Source organism: Burkholderia puraquae, from assembly GCF_002099195.1.
In the GTDB taxonomy this organism is placed as follows: domain Bacteria; phylum Pseudomonadota; class Gammaproteobacteria; order Burkholderiales; family Burkholderiaceae; genus Burkholderia; species Burkholderia puraquae.
In genome coordinates, this window is the sequence record NZ_NBYX01000007.1 from 91,534 (window position 1) to 107,724 (window position 16,191).

The 16,191-nt window shown below is 63.6% G+C and carries 14 protein-coding genes; 4 read left to right on the forward strand and 10 right to left on the reverse strand.

From position 1 onward, the window contains the following. Window positions 1–95: 95 nt before the first annotated feature. From B7G54_RS15915 to B7G54_RS15930, 4 genes are all read right to left on the reverse strand, one after another. The gene (locus B7G54_RS15915) at window positions 96–1,367 is read right to left on the reverse strand and encodes a DUF3734 domain-containing protein (protein WP_085039912.1); all 1,272 of its coding nucleotides are present in this window, start codon (window positions 1,365–1,367) and stop codon (window positions 96–98) included. A gap of 10 nt (window positions 1,368–1,377) precedes the next feature. Then, complete coding sequence (locus tag B7G54_RS15920) at window positions 1,378–2,160, reverse strand: 3-hydroxybutyrate dehydrogenase (RefSeq protein WP_085039913.1); 783 nt, start codon at window positions 2,158–2,160, stop codon at window positions 1,378–1,380. Between the two features lie 15 nt (window positions 2,161–2,175). Continuing rightward, window positions 2,176–2,955, reverse strand: a complete 780-nt coding sequence (locus tag B7G54_RS15925; protein ID WP_085039914.1) for an acetoacetate decarboxylase — start codon at window positions 2,953–2,955, stop codon at window positions 2,176–2,178. Window positions 2,956–3,263: 308 nt separating this feature from the next. Next, window positions 3,264–4,265, reverse strand: a complete 1,002-nt coding sequence (locus tag B7G54_RS15930) for a bestrophin family protein (protein ID WP_085039915.1) — start codon at window positions 4,263–4,265, stop codon at window positions 3,264–3,266. A 268-nt stretch (window positions 4,266–4,533) separates the two neighbouring features. Here B7G54_RS15930 and B7G54_RS15935 point away from each other — a divergent pair, with 268 nt between their 5' ends. Beyond that, on the forward strand, window positions 4,534–5,742 hold the full coding sequence (locus B7G54_RS15935) for an NAD(P)/FAD-dependent oxidoreductase (RefSeq protein ID WP_085039916.1): 1,209 nt from the start codon (window positions 4,534–4,536) through the stop codon (window positions 5,740–5,742). Window positions 5,743–5,863: 121 nt separating this feature from the next. Here the strand turns inward: B7G54_RS15935 and B7G54_RS15940 are convergent, their stop codons facing one another. Then, window positions 5,864–6,364, reverse strand: coding sequence for an Ohr family peroxiredoxin (locus tag B7G54_RS15940; protein ID WP_085039917.1), 501 nt, complete (start codon window positions 6,362–6,364; stop codon window positions 5,864–5,866). Between the two features lie 366 nt (window positions 6,365–6,730). Then, window positions 6,731–8,230: a MocR-like pyridoxine biosynthesis transcription factor PdxR gene (pdxR, locus tag B7G54_RS15945; RefSeq protein WP_085039918.1), complete on the reverse strand. Its 1,500-nt coding sequence runs from the start codon at window positions 8,228–8,230 to the stop codon at window positions 6,731–6,733. Between the two features lie 195 nt (window positions 8,231–8,425). Here pdxR and B7G54_RS15950 point away from each other — a divergent pair, with 195 nt between their 5' ends. After that, window positions 8,426–9,169 (forward strand): SDR family oxidoreductase, encoded by a 744-nt coding sequence (locus tag B7G54_RS15950; protein WP_085039919.1) that lies wholly within the window; start codon window positions 8,426–8,428, stop codon window positions 9,167–9,169. An 82-nt stretch (window positions 9,170–9,251) separates the two neighbouring features. Beyond that, window positions 9,252–10,289, forward strand: coding sequence for a LysR family transcriptional regulator (locus B7G54_RS15955; RefSeq protein ID WP_085040084.1), 1,038 nt, complete (start codon window positions 9,252–9,254; stop codon window positions 10,287–10,289). A 673-nt stretch (window positions 10,290–10,962) separates the two neighbouring features. Here the strand turns inward: B7G54_RS15955 and B7G54_RS15960 are convergent. From B7G54_RS15960 to B7G54_RS15975, 4 genes are all read right to left on the reverse strand, one after another. Continuing rightward, window positions 10,963–11,709 (reverse strand): winged helix-turn-helix domain-containing protein, encoded by a 747-nt coding sequence (locus B7G54_RS15960; protein ID WP_085039920.1) that lies wholly within the window; start codon window positions 11,707–11,709, stop codon window positions 10,963–10,965. Between the two features lie 117 nt (window positions 11,710–11,826). Beyond that, window positions 11,827–12,564 carry an iron-containing redox enzyme family protein gene (locus tag B7G54_RS15965; RefSeq protein WP_085039921.1) on the reverse strand — a complete coding sequence of 246 codons (738 nt, stop codon included), beginning with the start codon at window positions 12,562–12,564 and terminating at the stop codon, window positions 11,827–11,829. Window positions 12,565–12,584: 20 nt separating this feature from the next. After that, window positions 12,585–14,984: a putative bifunctional diguanylate cyclase/phosphodiesterase gene (locus B7G54_RS15970; protein ID WP_085039922.1), complete on the reverse strand. Its 2,400-nt coding sequence runs from the start codon at window positions 14,982–14,984 to the stop codon at window positions 12,585–12,587. A 162-nt stretch (window positions 14,985–15,146) separates the two neighbouring features. Further along, complete coding sequence (locus B7G54_RS15975) at window positions 15,147–15,923, reverse strand: Crp/Fnr family transcriptional regulator (RefSeq protein WP_085039923.1); 777 nt, start codon at window positions 15,921–15,923, stop codon at window positions 15,147–15,149. Here B7G54_RS15975 and B7G54_RS39045 point away from each other — a divergent pair. Then, a complete protein-coding gene (locus B7G54_RS39045) occupies window positions 15,819–16,094 on the forward strand; it encodes a hypothetical protein (protein WP_165765578.1) in 276 nt (91 codons plus the stop codon). The genes B7G54_RS15975 and B7G54_RS39045 overlap by 105 nt on opposite strands. Window positions 16,095–16,191 lie beyond the last annotated feature (97 nt).

Genomic DNA, 16,191 nt, shown 5'->3' on the forward strand with positions numbered 1-16,191 from the left:
TCCTTGCTCCACCCGAACCTGCCTGCCCGATGCCGGATCCACGGTGGCCTTCACCCCCACCGCAAACGTGCGGCGCGGCAGCGCGTCGCTACGTATTACCTGGCAACCGACGGCTCTTTGTCATGCGGGTGATTCACTGCCGGAACAGCGTCGGTGCGCTGGCCGCCCGTTTCGTCGACGTCCTGCCGGTAGCGGTGCACGTCCCGCGTGACGAAGCCGATTTCGCGGTTCGGGATATCGAACCAGTCGGGATGCCCAAACGAACGCCGAATGTCCTCGAGGCCGCTCGCCCAATGCTCGCGCATCGTGTCCCTGCTGAACTCATAGTCCTTGTAGTGCCCTTCGAACACCTTGTTCTTGTAGATCAGGTGCACGACGTTCACTGCGCTTCCATCGGCCGTCTTCTGCGCCTCCCGCAACAACGGGTGCGCAAGCCGCACGTGTTCGGGAATGTGCTCGAGCAGCGCCTTGATCATCTGCGCATGCTTCTGGTTCTGCGACATGAACGCTGTGATGGCGCGCGTGCGGCTCGAATACTGAATGTCCTTGGTGCGCTCGCTGACATCGAGGAAATCGCCCGGCAGCTTGCCGCGCGAGCTCCACAGATCGATCTGGAAAACGAGCGTGTCCTTGTGCTGGCTTTCCCGGATGATCTCGGTCAGCGGCGTGTTGGAAACCAGTCCGCCGTCCCAGTAGAACTCGCCATCGATCTCGACGGCCGGAAAACCCGGCGGCAGCGCGCCGGAGGCGATGAAATGTTCCGGCGCGAGGCGCATTTTCGAATTGTCGAAATAGACGAGATTGCCCGTTCGAACATTGACGGCCCCGACGGATACTCGAATGTTCCCGTCGTTGATGCGATCGAAGTTCGCGTACCGCAACAGCGTTTCACGCAATGCCGACGTGTCGTAATAGCTGACCTGATCGGGGCGCTTCCTGCCGCCCCCTGCGAAAGGCACATGCGTGCGCGGGGCGAAGAAGCCGTCCTGACCTTCCATCAACGTACGCGTTGCGGACCATGCGCTCGACCACCTGCGCCCGATGTCTTCAAGACCGGGCCACGCCGACATGCACACGCCGAGGTGTGAGAACGGATCGGTCGGCTGGCTGATGGTGTTCCAGAAGCCGCGCAGCGCTTCCGCTCGATCCGCGGGCGCATTGCCGGCGATGATCGCGGTGTTGAGCGCCCCGATCGAAACGCCAGCGATTCGCGTCGGCTCCACGCCGGCTTCGGCCATGCCTTCATAGACACCGGCCTGATAGGAGCCGAGTGCGCCGCCGCCCTGCAGCACGAGCCCGATTTCGTCATAGGCGGGGAGCTTGATGCGATGGGGCTGCTTCAGCTTGTTACGCTGGCTCGAATGCATGATGTTCTCCTTACTGCATGAACCAGCCATGGCTGACGACGATCGATTGCCCGGTGAGCGCGCTCGACTCGAAGCCGGCCAGGAACGCAACCGTGTTCGCGACATCAGCCAGCGACGTGAATTCGCCGTCGACCGTCTCCTTCAGCATCACGTCGCTGACGACCTGCTGCTCGGAGATCCCGAGGGCCTTCGCTTGCTCGGGGATCTGCTTGTCGACCAGCGGGGTTCTGACGAATCCCGGGCACACGACATTGGCGCGCACGCCGCGTGGTCCGCCTTCTTTCGCGACCACCCGCGCGAGACCGAGCAACCCGTGTTTCGCGGTCACGTAGGCGGATTTGAGCGGCGAGGCCTCGTGCGAATGCACCGATCCCATGTAGATCACCGTGCCGCCCTTGTTCGATGCATACATGTGCCGGATGGCGGCCCGGGTCGTCAGGAATGCGCCATCGAGGTGGATGGCCAGCATCTTCTTCCAGTCGGAAAAGGCGTAATCCTCGATCCGGTTGACGATCTGGATGCCGGCGTTCGACACGAGCACGTCGATTCCACCCAGCCGGCTCACCGTTTCGGCCAGCCCCGCGTCGACGGCTTCCTCGCTGGTGACGTCCATGGCGATTGCCAACGCGTTGCCGCCGTTGGCGACGATGTCGTCGGCAACCTTTCGCGCTGCCTCGACATTCAGGTCCGCGATCACGACCGTCGCGCCGTCCGTCGCGAGCTTGCGCGCGCACACTTCGCCGATGCCGCTTGCCGCGCCCGTCACGAGCGCGATCTTGCCATTCAGTGCCATGCGACCTCCGGGAGCTTATTGGTTGACTGCGAGTTTCAGCGACTCGGCAGGGGCGAGATAGTCGTAAGCCACTTCGCCGATGTCGAGCGTGAGATTTGCAATGAGGTGGCGGGCGCCGATCACCTTGCGAACCGGCAGATCGGCAACCGATGCGAGTGCATGCGGGTGCAGCTCGAGCGCGGCAGGCCCTTCCCATGCACCGATCACGTCGACATCGCGCAGAAAGAAGCGCACCAGTTCGCAAATGCGGGCCGATCCATCGACGTGCGGGATGACCTTGAGCAGGTAGTTGGGCGTGTCGGCGAGCTTGAGGCGTTCCAGCGCCGTGTCGAGCGCGCGATACTTGTAGCCCATCGTTCCGGTGGCGATGCGTTGCGTGCCGTAGTCGAGCGTGCCGAGCAGCGTGTCCTTGCCATCGACGCAGAGCGTCGGCGACGCCAGCTTCTTGGGAAATCCCCAGATCTCGCGTCCGGCTGCGATCGGGCCTTCGTCGTCGAGGTACATCGCGTGCGTGAAATTGGCCCGATTGCCGTCCTCGTCGAGAACGGAGATCACCTGGCCGCTCTCCGTGTAGTCGCCGAACCCCGACGAATCCGGCATGCGGATGAATTCGTAGTGGACGATGGCACGGTCGACCGTCAGCGGTTCCGGAACGACGGCGCGGAGCGCGTCCATGTCCGTCTCATACGAGATGATGAAGTACTCCCGATTGATGAACCGGAAGGGCGGGCGCGGATACGCCGGGTTGTGCACGGGCATGGCAAAGGCGTTGTCGCGGATGTCTTCTTCGGTCATGGGTCGTTCCTCGGTTGGTGAAGTGCTGGGTCATATCCGTCGCGACGGCCTCGGACGACGCGGCCATCGACGGGAGGAGGCGCGACGCTGCGCAGATTTGCGGAGCACGGTCGCGTGTTGCGCTTGCGGTGTCCTGTTTGTTTCCGGGCGGGTCCGGCAGCATGGTTGGTCACCGTCAGCACCAAGCGTAGGCGATGTGACCTTGCGGCAGTAGCGTCGCAGTGGACCTCACCGTGTTGTCTCGGCGACAACAATCGGAGGCGCGATGAGCGGGCGGCACGATGCCCGCCGGGGTGGCGCCGGATTCGCTATAACGCGATGACGGTATGGCTCGACGATGCGACGGCATGCTCCCCGAGCATCGCTTTCAGGTCTCGCTCGATCGTGCCGCACAACGTCGAGATGGGAACGTCGTTCGCGCCACCTTCGAACGGGTTCTCCGTGCTTTCGCCAACCTGGTCGAGCGACGTGTACATCCACGACACGGCGACACTGCATGGCACGACCAGCCAGATCATGTTGCCGTGCATGAAGCCGATCACGCTGTCGTTGAGCCGGTTGAATTCGTTCAGAAGACCGAACGGAAGCGACAGGCAGAAAAATCGGACGAACAGGGAGCTGACGGTCGCGTATTGGCGTGGATAGGGAAAATTCTTGAATCGTTCCGCTCGGGACTGGAGATCGATGAAGTCCCCGATGGTTTTCTGAAGTTCCATGTAGAAATTCGTGTTCAGATGGCCGGCAAGATGAAGCATCCTGAGCGAAGTGCCTTGCAGGCTCAGCACGAATGTCGTGATGGAGGCAGAAGAGAGCGCTTGTTCCGCTTCGGAGGGGGACAAGTATTTCGGCAACAATTCCTTGATGTCGTTTTCCCATTCCGGCACGCGGTAGAAGCGGCGGTACTCCGCGTTGTAGCGCTTGTTCGTGCTTTCCCAGATACGAGGGCGACGCAGGTCATATCGCAGTGCGGTCAGCCAGGCGAGGTGTCGATAGACCAGCTTTCGGGCAATCTCTTCGTCCGTCACGAAGTCGCGCGTAATTTGCCCCCAGCGGCGGCTCTTGCTCAGGATATCGGTCCAGATTTCCAGCGCATCCATTGCCCGGTTGTACGTCTGGACGTTCTTGAAGCCGACGATGAACGATGTCGCGGTTCCGAGGAGCGCTACGATCGTCAGGGGGATCGACAGCCATGTGACTGAAAAGAACTGATACAGAACGACCGGGACGGAACCGAAAATGAGGAGTTCGTAGATTTTCCAGCGAGTCCAGATCAGAAATTCCGATAGTTTGTACGATTTCCCGAGATGCATTTTATTTGCCTCATCGATGGCTCAGGTGGTTGACGAGTGCAGCGCTTGGCTACGCGCGATCTTTCGTCACGCATCATGCCTGCGATCGATTCGGCCGGGATGTGATCGATTGGTGCCTAAGAGGCAACACCGTGAGCACGCTTGCGGATCTACTGCGCAATGCTGCGGCAACCTACGATGATTCCGCGCGACGACGTTTGCGTTTTGTTTGCCTGGCTTGCAACCGGCATCCGTCGACATCGCAATTTTCCAACCGAGGGCAATCATCATGTCGCAGAAGATCTTGATAGTGGGTGCTGGCTTCGCCGGCGTGTGGGGCGCACTGGGCGCAGCTCGCGTGCTGGACGATGCCGGTGTGACGGGCAGTGACGTCGAAATCACGTTGATCTCGCCGAAACCGGAATTGCAGATCCGGCCGCGGCTGTACGAAAGCGAGCCGCAACGCATGGCCGCGCCGCTGCTGCCGCTGCTCGACGCCGTCGGCGTGAAGTTTCTCGAGGGTAGTGTCGAAGAGATTGCCGTTCAGGAGAAGACGGTGAGCGTGGCTTGCTCCAACGGTCAAAAGCGTTTGCTCGCGTATGACAGGTTGTTGTTGACCAGCGGCAGCAAGCTGGGCAGGCCGCCGGTACCGGGGCTGGCAGAGCACGCGTTCTCGGTCGATCGTATCGAGGACGCGGTCGCGCTCGATGAGCACTTCGCTGCGCTGGCGAAACTGCCGGATTCGCCGGCACGCAATACCGTCGCGGTCGTGGGCTGCGGTTTCACGGGTATCGAGGTCGCCACCGAGTTGCCGCATCGATTGCGCGAGCGGTTCGGCCCGGACGCGACGATTCGCGTAGTCGTGCTCGGCGCGCAGGCCGAAATTGGCCCCGATCTCGGCCCCAATCCACGGCCTTACGTCGCTGAAGCGTTCGACTCGCTGGGCATCGAGGCCGTACTCGGATCGCGCGTCGTGTCGGTAGGGGCGGACGGTGTTCGCACCGCATCGGGCACGCACATCGAAGCCATGACCGTGATCTGGGCAGGCGGCATGCAGGCCAGTCCGCTGACGGCGCAAGTCTCCTCGCATCTCGACCCGCTTGGACGTGTCGAGGTCGCGCCGGATCTTCGTGTCGCAGAAGCGCCGCACGTGTTCGTGGCGGGCGACGTGGCGCGAGCGCGCAGCGATGAGGAAGGGCACTATGCACTGATGTCGTGCCAGCACGCGATCGTGATGGGGCAATTCGGCGGGCACAACGTCGCCGCGGATCTGATTGGTTTGCCGACGCTGAAGTACACGCAGCCGTTCTATGCGACATGCGTCGACCTGGGCGAATGGGGCGCTGTTTACTCGGAAGGCTGGGACCGTGAGATCAAGTTGACGCACGCGGAAGGAAAAGCGCGCAAGCAAATGATCAACACGCAGTGGATCTATCCGCCGGCGCCGAATCGTGCCGAGGCGCTGGCGGCAGGTAAGCCGCCGGTCTCCGTCGGCTGACCAGCCGGTGCCCCCGCACGTGTCGCGCGACGCGCGACGCGCGACGGGGGCGGTTTGGCGCGCGGCAGCGGCACTGCGCGTCTTCCACGGGCGACGCCTCTGCCGCCCGGCAGGCGGCGATTCAGTCGACGACGGTCACGATATTGACGGTGCCTTGTTTGGCCATCTTTGCATACGGGCACAAGCGCTCCGCGGTTCGAACCATCTCTTCCGCGATGCTGCGATCGATACCGGGCATCCGGACCCGGACATCGACGAGCAATGCATAGCCGCCGTCCATGGGGTCGCGGCCAAACGAAACCTGCACCTCCACGACCGTATCGGTGATCTCCATGTCGGCGCGTTTCTCGAGCAGGTTCAGCGCACCGTGGAAGCACGCGGCGAAGCCCGCCGCGAACAACTGCTCGGGATTGGTTCCGTTACCGGGCCCGCCGAACTCGGTGGGAAGGCGCAGATCGACAGCGAGATTTCCATCGTCGGAGCGGGCCACCCCGGATGCGCGGCCGTGCCCCGTCTCGCCACCAGTTACGGTGACAGTCGTTGTATACAGAGGCTGAAAATCCCGGCCCCGATACCGGTCGAGGAGGGAAAGCGGAGGGGCCTGCAGCTTCTTGTCATCCATGGTGCGTGCTCGAGTTCGACGACGCGCTCCGACCCTCGGTCATTCATTCGTCGAAGTGTCTTGCGGCGGGGGCTGCACCGCCCGGGCAGATGGCATCTTCAAGAAATCGGGTGGGGCGAACTATCGTATGATGAATGCGGCGTTCTTCCGGCGCAGCCCGATTGGGGTTTGTCGACGGGAGAAAGACGCCCCCATGCTAGAGGAGCGCGAACGGCGGCGGTATGTCCGTGCGGGGTGATTGTATGTTTCCCGTTGGACACCAATCCGGACTCGGGCACACTCTTCGCCGCCACGCATTCCCGCGCGTCACCCGGCGCCACCGGTTGCCGATTCGAAATGACGTACGCCGTTGCGGCGTGATGCGCGTCAGCGGTCCAGGCAGGTCCGCAGTGTTTGTGCGAGGCGGCACGCTTCATCGGCATCGGCGATGTTCGCGAACCCGATGATGAGGCCGCGCGGCGTTTGCTGCGTGAGGCTGTTCGTATACCAGATCGAAAGCGGCAGGACCGCGAGCCCCGCGTCGCGGGCACGCGCCGCAACGGCGACGTCGTCGACTGGACCGCCAGGCCCCTCCGCGAACCGCACCGCGAACTGAATGCCGCCAGGCGGCAATTCGACGATGAGCCGCTCGCCGAACGCCTGCCGCAATGCGTGCACGATCAGCGTGCGGCGCTCGCCGTACAGCGCACGCATCCGCTTCAGATGCCGGGCAAAGTGCCCCTGTTCGATGAAATCCGCCAGAGCCGCCTGCAAGAGCGTCGGCGAGCCGGCATTCATGCTGCATGCCACGCGTTCGACGCGCTCCACCGCGCGCTCCGGCACGACCGTGTACGCGAGCCGCAAGCCGGGGTACATCGCCTTGCTGAAGGTACTGCAATAGATCACGCGATCGCGCCGGTCGAGGCTCTTCAGCGCCTGCAGCGGGCGGCCGACATAGCGAAACTCGCTGTCGTAGTCGTCCTCGACGATCCAGCCCGACGTTTTCTCGGCCCAATCCAGCAGCGCAATACGCCGGGCGAGCGACAGCGTGTGCCCGAGCGGGCTCTGGTGCGACGGCGTCACCAGGGCGAAACGTGCCTGGGCGTCCAGTTGCATGCCGCGCTCGACGTCGATCCCTTCGGGGCCCACCGGCACCGGAACGAGTTGCACGCCGGTCTCGGAAAGGAAACTGCGCGCGAGCAGATAGCCGGGATCCTCGAACCACACACGGTCGTTCGGACGCGCGAGGCTGCGCAGCACGAGTTCCAGCGTGGCGCGATAGCCGCTCGTGATGAATACCTGTTCCGGCATGCAGGTCACGCCGCGCGACAGCGCCAGATAGGTCGCGATGTGTTCGCGCAGCGGCCGGTAACCGGCCGGATTCGGGTAGCCCAATAGTGCGCGTTCGCCACTGCTCGCGCGCAGCGACACGAGCCGGTGCCAGACCTTGCGTGGAAACGCATCGAGCGCAGGGACGCCTGGTTGCAGCGGACGCGGCTCGCCGCTCATCGCGACGGCGATCGGCTGCGGACGCCGCGGTGGCTGATTGTCGCGCGACATGCCCGACGCGTGGAAGAGGTCGGCATCGTCGGCACGCTCGGGCGTTGGCCGCGTCACCGATTTCGGCAGCGACGGCGACACGAACGTGCCTGCCGCGCCGCGCATTTGCAGGTATCCCTCGTCGACCAGGATCGTGTAAGCCTGTTCGACGGTGCCGCGCGCGGTGTTCAGTTGCGTCGCGAGGCCGCGTAGTGCGGGCACCCGGTCGCCGGGACGCAGATGACCCGCGGCGATCGCGGTTCTGAACCGCTCGCAAATCTGCAGATAGATCGGCAACTGTTGTTGCCGGTCGATCTCGATGGTTAGTGGGGGCGTTTGCTCAGGCATCACGGTCTCGTGGGTAACGGAGAGCGGACAGGGCTTGGATCAGTCCGATCGACGATTCTTGGCACTTATGGATAGGACATGATTCTTCCACAATTGCGCCACGTGATGCGACGGCCATCGCTGCCTGCATCGGATCCGGCACTTTTCACGGCCGCGTCGCATTCCCATCACACCCATTCGTCAGGAGATTTTGCGATGAAGATCGTTGTCATCGGCGGTTCGGGCCTGATCGGCTCGCGTGTCGTCACGCTGCTCACCGAAGCCGGCCACCAGGCGCTGGCCGCCTCGCCACGCACCGGCGTCAATACCATCACGGGCGAAGGCCTGACCGACGCATTGACGGGCGCGGACGTCGTCGTGGACGTGGCGAATGCGCCGTCGTGGGAACCGCAGGCGGTACTGGACTTCTTCCGCACGTCGACACGCAATCTCGGCAAGGTCGAAGTGGCCGCGGGCGTGCGCCATCACGTCGCGCTGTCGATCGTCGGTTGCGACCGGATGCCGGAGAACGGCTATTTCCTGGCCAAGGTCGCGCAGGAACAGGCGATCGAAGTGGCGGGCGTGCCGTACACGATCGTGCGCGCGACGCAGTTCATGGAATTCATCGGCGGCATCGCGGATTTCGGCACGCAAGACGGCACGGTCCGCATCGGCGACGGCCTGTTTCAGCCGATCGCCGCGGAAGACGTGTCGGCGCTCGTCGCGCAGGCCGCGCTCGCCGGGCCGCAGAACGGCACGGTCGAGATCGCGGGCCCGGATCGCGCACCGTTCGCGGAGATCGTCGCGCGGTATCTGAAGTCGGTCGGCGATACGCGTACGGTGGTGACCGATCGCGACGCCCGTTACTACGGCGGCCGCGTCGAGGAGAAATCACTGGTGCCGCTCGGCGATGCGCGACTCGGCCGCATCGGTCTCGACCAGTGGCTCGCACGGAGCTGATTCGCGTTCGCACGTATAGCGGTTCGTTGGCGCATGCCGGAGACGGGCAATCGGAGTGAGCGACATGTCTGAGGAAGCGGAAATGAATCAATCGGATACAGCGGAGCACGGTGCTCGTCGCGACTTGGCCAGTCGTGCCGATGCACTCTCGGCGAGCTTCGGTGCGAGCTACGCGGGGATTCTTGCGTTCGTCGCGGTGGCGAGCGAAGGCAGTTTCACAAAAGCCGCCGAGCTTCTCGGCGTTGGCCGGCCCGCCGTCAGTCGGAACGTCCAGAAGCTCGAGGCGCAGTTGAGTACGCGGCTGTTTCAGCGCACCACGCGCATGACCGAGCTCACGTGCGAGGGTCAGCGGTTCTTCGAGAACTGCAACCAGGGCGTCGCGCAGATCGTTGAGGCAATGAACGACATGCTGGAACTGCGGCAGGGGCCGCCGCGAGGCCTGATCCGTATCAGTTCAGCGGTGGGGTTCGGCCGGAAAATCGTCGCGCCGTTGCTGGAAACGTTTGCGCAGGCGTACCCCGACATCGTCTTCGATCTATTGCTCGACGACCGGCCAATCGACTTGGTGTCGGAACGGATCGACGTGGCGTTCCGCAATGGCCGCATCGAGGACTCCAGCATCATTGCGCGACAACTGATTCCGATGCAGATGGCGCTTTGCGCGGCGCCGTCGTACGTGGCAAGGCATGGGCTCCCGCAGAACCTGGAGGATCTCGACCGGCACGAGTGCATCAACTTCCGTTTTGCCAGCGGCCGCGTATTCGAATGGGAATTCAACGTCGATGGCCGAGTACAAAAATACTTGCCGACGTCCCGCCTGACGTTCAATGACGCTGATCTGGTGTTGCAGGCGGTTCTACACGGATCGGGTATCGCGCAGATGGCGGGCTATCAGGTTCGCGACCACCTCGCATCGAACGAGCTTGTTGTCGCGCTGGCAAAGCATGTGCCGGAAGATCGCGGCCACTATATCTGCTATCTCAGTCGGCAACATCTGCCGACGCGCATTCGTATCTTCGTCGACTTCATGACTGAGCAGATACGCGCACTTGACCTGAACTGCATGACCCGGTTCAACCCGGATGTCACGGATGCATCATCGCCGGGATTAGCTGCTTGAAGGATCCAGGAAGGAAGACGTTGAGGGCGCGCGATTAATCTGTCGAGCATCGGGTACGGGTGAGCAGGCGAAAGTTGAGACCGTGTCAGGCACCTGATCTTGGTGACTTTCTGATTCGTTGGCGAGTCGATGAGTTTGCGCGGGTACCCGATGAAACGATCACTAGTGTTTAGGAATTCCAAGTAATTTGACATAAGCTAAATTATCGATAAATTAGGGTCGGGTCAAATATCTAGGCAAGCTCGATCCGATCCGATTGGGCACGGCCTGCTCGTTCGCGGGAGCAACTGCGATCCGCCAGAAACAACAGAACCCGCCCCCTTCAAATGTCACACCCGGATTCAGATGTCCACCTTCCAGCCATTTAAAAATGTCCGGTTTCAAGGTTGGTTTTGCTACTTGTGTTTCCCCGTTTTGACCGTTACGCAGTGTCGAAGGTCGTAGCCTTTGGCGGATAAGGAAAACGTGGAAATTGACGATGCGCTTGCACACGGTGCCGCTAGCGCGTGTCGGACATACACGGGGCTTTGGGACCTTGGTCCGCGAAAATCTCCCCGCCCTTATCGGACGTTGGAGCGGACCGAGCGGGCCTGCATGAAGACGTAGCGCGAGAACGCTGTTCTCGGGGTGTCGGTTTCCGCCGAATCCTGAGCCGGAACGGGCTGCGCCCCGCTCACGCGTGCGGCGACGGGGCCGCGTCGTCTGCCAGCGTGCCGAGCGGCACGAAAATGTAGCCCTTCCCGCGCACGGTGCGGATGTATCGATAATCGCCGACCGCCTGCTCGACCAGGTTGCGCAGCCGGAAGATCAGCACGTCGAGCCCGCGCTCGGAGCGCCCGGCCGCGCTCAGCCCCAGGAGCGCGAGAATCTCCGCGCGCGACAGGACGCGCATCGGCTGCGAGATGAACAGCGCGAGAAGCGCGAATTCGCTGGCACGCAACCCGAGGTCGTGTCCCGCGCGGGTGGCGCGCCGCGTGACGAAATTCACCTCGATGTCGCCGAATGCGTAGGATTCGGGGCTCACCGGCCCGCACACCGACGCGGGACGGTGCGGCGCGTAGCGGCGCATCGCGCTGCGCACGCGTGCGATCAGTTCCATCGGGTCGAAGGGCTCCACCAGATAGTCGTCCGCGCCGATCTCGAGCGCAACGACCTTGTCGACCACCTGCGCGTCGCGGCTGATCACGATCACCGGCATGTCGTGACCGGCGCGCCGCAGCGCACCGAGCGCCATGTAGAACGTCGTGGTCGGCCGTTCGACCCGCATCACGATCAGGGTGGGCGGCGTGGCCGTCACGTGCGCCAGCAGCAGCGACACGTCGTCGAGCGCCGACGTAGCGATTTGGCAGCCGCGCAGGGGCGCGCGGATCCGGTCGCGCATGCGCGGATCGGGCTCTACGACGAGAACGTGGGTGGCCATGGAAAATCGTCCAGCACGACGGCCCGCGCGGCGTATCGCGACGTCACGACGCCCCCCCTTCCGGCCGGAGCGGCCGGGCGCGGCCAGCACGTACCCGCGGGCATGCGGCGCAGACAACTACACATGCATGCAGCAATCGAGACTCGTCAATAAGTAGCTCAGGCTCTTGCGGATCGACGCCTCGACGTCCCGCACGTCGCGGGCCTCGGGCGACTGGCCGAGCAGCGTCGCGACGATGTCGAGCGCTTCCCATGGATGCCGGTCGTCGTAGTCGGCATGCAGTTTGAGCCAGCGCATCGCGCGATGCCGCACGGCCGGGTCGAACTGCCGTTCATACGGCGATGCGCACAGCAACGCACTCCACTCGCCGGTCACGCCTTCGATCGCATAGTTGGTCGCTGCGATGCTCGGCGCGAGCGCGTCGGTGCTGCTGCTTTTCCAGCACCAGTGGCTCAGCGCGAATCCAGCCAGCGGCGCATCGCCGCGCAGCAGCATGTCGATCGTCACGCCCGATTCCGCAGCCCAGTTGGCCCAGTGATCGACGTGGTTCTGTTCGACGCGGATATTGCGGATCAGATAGCGCCGCGCCTTCTCGTCGCCGCGCGATCGATAGGCAGCGGTCTTCACCAGGTTCATCGCCATGTATTCCGGAAACTGGCTGACCACCGCCCAGCCGGTCACGAAGAACGCGCGCAGTTGCGACGCGCGCAGCGTCCCGCCGCTCATCGCCGCGAACACGGGATGCGCACGGACACGAGCCTTCAGCTCGTCGGTCGCGCCGACCACGTCGCGCAGCCAGGCCGGGTAGCTCGTCAGATCCATCAGGTCGCCGGTCAGTTCAAATGGAGCACTCATGCGTTCGTTCCTCGCTTGGTTCAATGGAATCCCCCTTCCTGCCAGGGTGCGGGGCGGCTGAAGTAATAGCCCTGGCAATAGTCGACGCCCAGCGCGCGAAGCATCTCGGCCGTCTCCGCGTCCTCGACGTGCTCGGCAACGGTGCGGTACTGCATCACGTGTGCAATGTCGTTGATGGCGGACGCGATGCCGCGCTTGATGCTGTCGGACGTCATGGTCGCCACGAGGCCGCCGTCGATCTTCAGGTAGTCGATCGGCAACTGGCGCAGATACGAGAACGACGACATGCCGGCGCCGAAGTCGTCGAGCGCGAAGCGGCAGCCGAGGTCGCGCAGCTCGTACATGAAACGCGACGCGACCTCCAGGTTGCGGACCGCGCTCGTCTCCGTGATTTCGAAGCACAGCAGCGCCGGGTCCAGCCCCGACGCCAACAGCTCGGCGATCGCGAACTCCACGAAGCGCTCGTCGGTGATCGACATCGCCGACAGGTTCACGTTGTATTCGACGTACTGGCGCCGTTCGAGCCGCGCGAGACGCCGGATCACGGTACTCACGACCCAGCGGTCGATCATCGTCATGTGACCGTAGCGCTCGGCGGCCGGCAGAAAGACCGGCGAGATCAGCTTGCCGTCGGCGTCCGGGATGCGCAGCAGGATCTCCACGCGCTCCTGCGCGCCGTGCGCCGGCTGGATCGGCACGATGCGTTGCGCATATAACTGGAACGAATTCGTTTCGAGCGCCGTCTTCACGCGGCGGCTCCACTGCATGTGATACGCCTGGCGTCCCGAGTTCATGTCGCGCGAATCCGAGACGTGCACGCGGTTGCGGCCGCGGTCCTTCGCGATGTAACACGCGATGTCGGCCATATGCATCGCCTTCTCGACGCTCTCGGGCCGACAGGCGAGATCCAGCACGCCGATGCTCACGCTGATCTTGAACGGCTCGCCTTCCCACAGGAACGTGAAATCCTCGAGATACGCCCGGATGCGCTCCGCCTTGCCGTCGTCCGGCGGCCCGTTGCGGCGGGCCGGCAACAGGATGCCGAATTCGTCGCCGCCCAGCCGGCCGAACACATCGTCGTCCTCGAGGCAGCGCGCGAACACCGCGGTCGCGTCGCGCAGCAGCGCATCGCCGGCCGCGTGCCCGCACACGTCGTTGACTTCCTTGAATCCGTCCAGGTCGAGAACCATCAACATCCCGCCGCCGCGGTGCGTCAGCGCGTCGCCCAGGCGCTGCTCGAACGCCGTGCGATTGATAAGGCCGGTCAGCGCATCGTGCGACGCCTGCCAGGTCAGCTTCTCGATCAACTGGTATTCGCGCGTCATGTCGCGCAGGATCAGCACGTAACCGACGCAACGGCCCGCGGTATTGTCCATCCTGGACAGCGACGCGCGCACCGGCACCGCCGAGCCGCACACGCGGATCAGGTCGAGATCGCGGGTGAACGTGTGATCGCCGCTGTTGCTGAGCGACGCGAGCAGCTTGATCGACATGCCGGTCGACGTATCGATCAGATCGAGGACGTCGTTGATCGGCTTGCCGACACACAGCCGCGACGGCGCGCCGAGCAACTGCTCGGCCGCCGGATTGACGGTCTCGATGCTGCGCGTGAGGCCGATCGTGACGATCGCGTCGGCCACCGAGCGCAGCGCCGCTTCCGCGAACGCCTGGCTACGGTCCAGCTCGGTCTGCATCGACGCCTGCTGGCGCTGCGCGCGGCTCGCCCATCGCACCGACAGCAGAACGATCAACAGCGAGGCCGCGACGTACGACAGGAACAGCAGGATGACGGCCGAGCGGAATTCGGCGCTCAGTTCGTCGGAGAAGCGCTTCGGCAGCGGCTCGATGTGCAAGTTGAAGTCCCAGATCGCGCGGTTCAGGCGGCTCGTGCGCCGGACGTCGTCCGCATGCACGGACTCGCGCAACGCGTTGGCGATCGCGCGCAGGTTGACCAGTTGCCGGTCCGCGTCCTCCCAGTATTGCAACGCGGCGTTCAGGCGCGCGAAGCTGCTCAGGATCGGATAGAACCACACCACCGCCACCGCATCGACGGGATTGATGCCCGCCTCGATCAGCGCCTGGCGCGCCGCGCGGTGGTCCGGCGGCACGCTGATCATCGCGCGGCGGGCGACGCCGAGAAACGTGAGGGTCCGGTCAACCGTCAGGTAATCGTCGAACAGCTTTTCGTCACCGGTCTGTCCGTAGCGGGTCAGCAGGATGATCTCGTCCTTCTGCGCCTTCGACCAGCTGCTTTCGCCGCCGACGTACACGCGCAGCGACATGATCACGATCAGGCTGACGGCGACGAACCCGGCCAGCGCGACGATCACGACGACGATCGGCAGGATGCCGAGCGCCGGACTCCATGGCCACACGTGAAACGAGCTGCGCTGACTCTGGCGCTTCGAAATGTTTTCCATACCCGATTGACTGCTTTTCTGATTCTTCTCGATGCCGCCGGCCAGCCGCGTCGCGACGCGTCTTGCGTTCGGACCTCTCCCCTTCCATGCGCGCGACGCGCCGGCGCTCATGCAGTCGCGGCGGCACGCCGGTGCCGGCCGCACGGCAGGATGCTCAGGCCACTAGGTCGTCGGGGCGCGTCGCGACCACCCGACACCGGCTTCGGTACCGGCCTCGATCGCGAGAATGCGGCGCGTTTCGTCGCGGATGACCCGATGGCAGTCGCAGCCCTGCTCTTCGAGACGGGCAAGATCCGTCAGCACGATGGCACCGCGATGCTGATGGATCAGGCCGAGCTCGTGGAGCTGTCGCACGGTATCGGTGATGGTCTCGCGGCGCACGGCCAGCATCTGGCCCAGTGCGCCGTGTGTGACCGGGATTTCGATGCTGCGCGAGCGCTCGTAGGCTATCAGCAGCCAGCGGCTCGCTTGATGTCGCATCACGTGATGGCGGCTGCAGAACATGACCTGCGACGCCTGGGAGAGCACCAGTTGCATCCGCACGAAGACCTGCCGCCTGAGCGCCGCCGATGCGGCGCACGCGTCGACGAAACGGCTCGCATACAGCCGATACGCGAATCCGCCGTGATAGACGACGACGCGGCGCTGCATCGTGCTGCCGATGACGTCGTCGCACACGATGCCTTCGCGGCCGATTTCCGTCACGCCGAGCGCCGTCTTGCCGCCTGTCGTGTATTGCAGCGAAATACCCGCCGTTACCGGAAAATAGACGGCCCCCAGATTCTCGCCGGCACCGCATAGCACCTGGCCGGTCTCGAGATTCGAAAGCATCAAATGAGGCGCCAATTCCGCACGGCTGATTCCGTCGAGCGCAGACAGGAATTGATTGGCACCAAGCGCATGCGGAAACTCGATGACATTGTTGGCCTGATGTATCACGGTGCACCTCGTACGTTGTATTCCTGCCCCTCGGCCACCGAATCTTCATGCAGCGATAAAACGAACCGGTTTTCCGGTTTTGCCGTTTTCCTTACGGTCTACTTAAGTAAAAAGGTATCACGCAGCCCTGCCGTCCGCGCCACTCCGGCTTTGTTACATGAAGTAATTTGACAGTTTCAGGCGTCGCCCGAAGATATTTGCTTGGTCAATCAATTATCGGTGATTTAAATACCGCCCTTGCAAAGACACCTTCCCAGTGAATCATTGA

Excerpts from the sequence above, each read along its gene's own strand:
- B7G54_RS15930 (WP_085039915.1), bottom strand. The coding sequence starts at position 4,265 with ATGCATCTCGGGAAATCGTACAAACTATCGGAATTTCTGATCTGGACT.
- B7G54_RS15950 (WP_085039919.1), top strand. The coding sequence starts at position 8,426 with ATGAAGATCGTTGTCATCGGCGGTTCGGGCCTGATCGGCTCGCGTGTC.
- B7G54_RS15925 (WP_085039914.1), bottom strand. The coding sequence starts at position 2,955 with ATGACCGAAGAAGACATCCGCGACAACGCCTTTGCCATGCCCGTGCAC.
- B7G54_RS15915 (WP_085039912.1), bottom strand. The coding sequence starts at position 1,367 with ATGCATTCGAGCCAGCGTAACAAGCTGAAGCAGCCCCATCGCATCAAG.
- B7G54_RS15960 (WP_085039920.1), bottom strand. The coding sequence starts at position 11,709 with ATGGCCACCCACGTTCTCGTCGTAGAGCCCGATCCGCGCATGCGCGAC.
- B7G54_RS15935 (WP_085039916.1), top strand. The coding sequence starts at position 4,534 with ATGTCGCAGAAGATCTTGATAGTGGGTGCTGGCTTCGCCGGCGTGTGG.
- B7G54_RS15940 (WP_085039917.1), bottom strand. The coding sequence starts at position 6,364 with ATGGATGACAAGAAGCTGCAGGCCCCTCCGCTTTCCCTCCTCGACCGG.
- B7G54_RS15955 (WP_085040084.1), top strand. The coding sequence starts at position 9,252 with ATGAATCAATCGGATACAGCGGAGCACGGTGCTCGTCGCGACTTGGCC.
- B7G54_RS15970 (WP_085039922.1), bottom strand. The coding sequence starts at position 14,984 with ATGGAAAACATTTCGAAGCGCCAGAGTCAGCGCAGCTCGTTTCACGTG.
- B7G54_RS15920 (WP_085039913.1), bottom strand. The coding sequence starts at position 2,160 with ATGGCACTGAATGGCAAGATCGCGCTCGTGACGGGCGCGGCAAGCGGC.
- B7G54_RS39045 (WP_165765578.1), top strand. The coding sequence starts at position 15,819 with ATGAGGCGCCAATTCCGCACGGCTGATTCCGTCGAGCGCAGACAGGAA.
- B7G54_RS15965 (WP_085039921.1), bottom strand. The coding sequence starts at position 12,564 with ATGAGTGCTCCATTTGAACTGACCGGCGACCTGATGGATCTGACGAGC.
- pdxR (WP_085039918.1), bottom strand. The coding sequence starts at position 8,230 with ATGCCTGAGCAAACGCCCCCACTAACCATCGAGATCGACCGGCAACAA.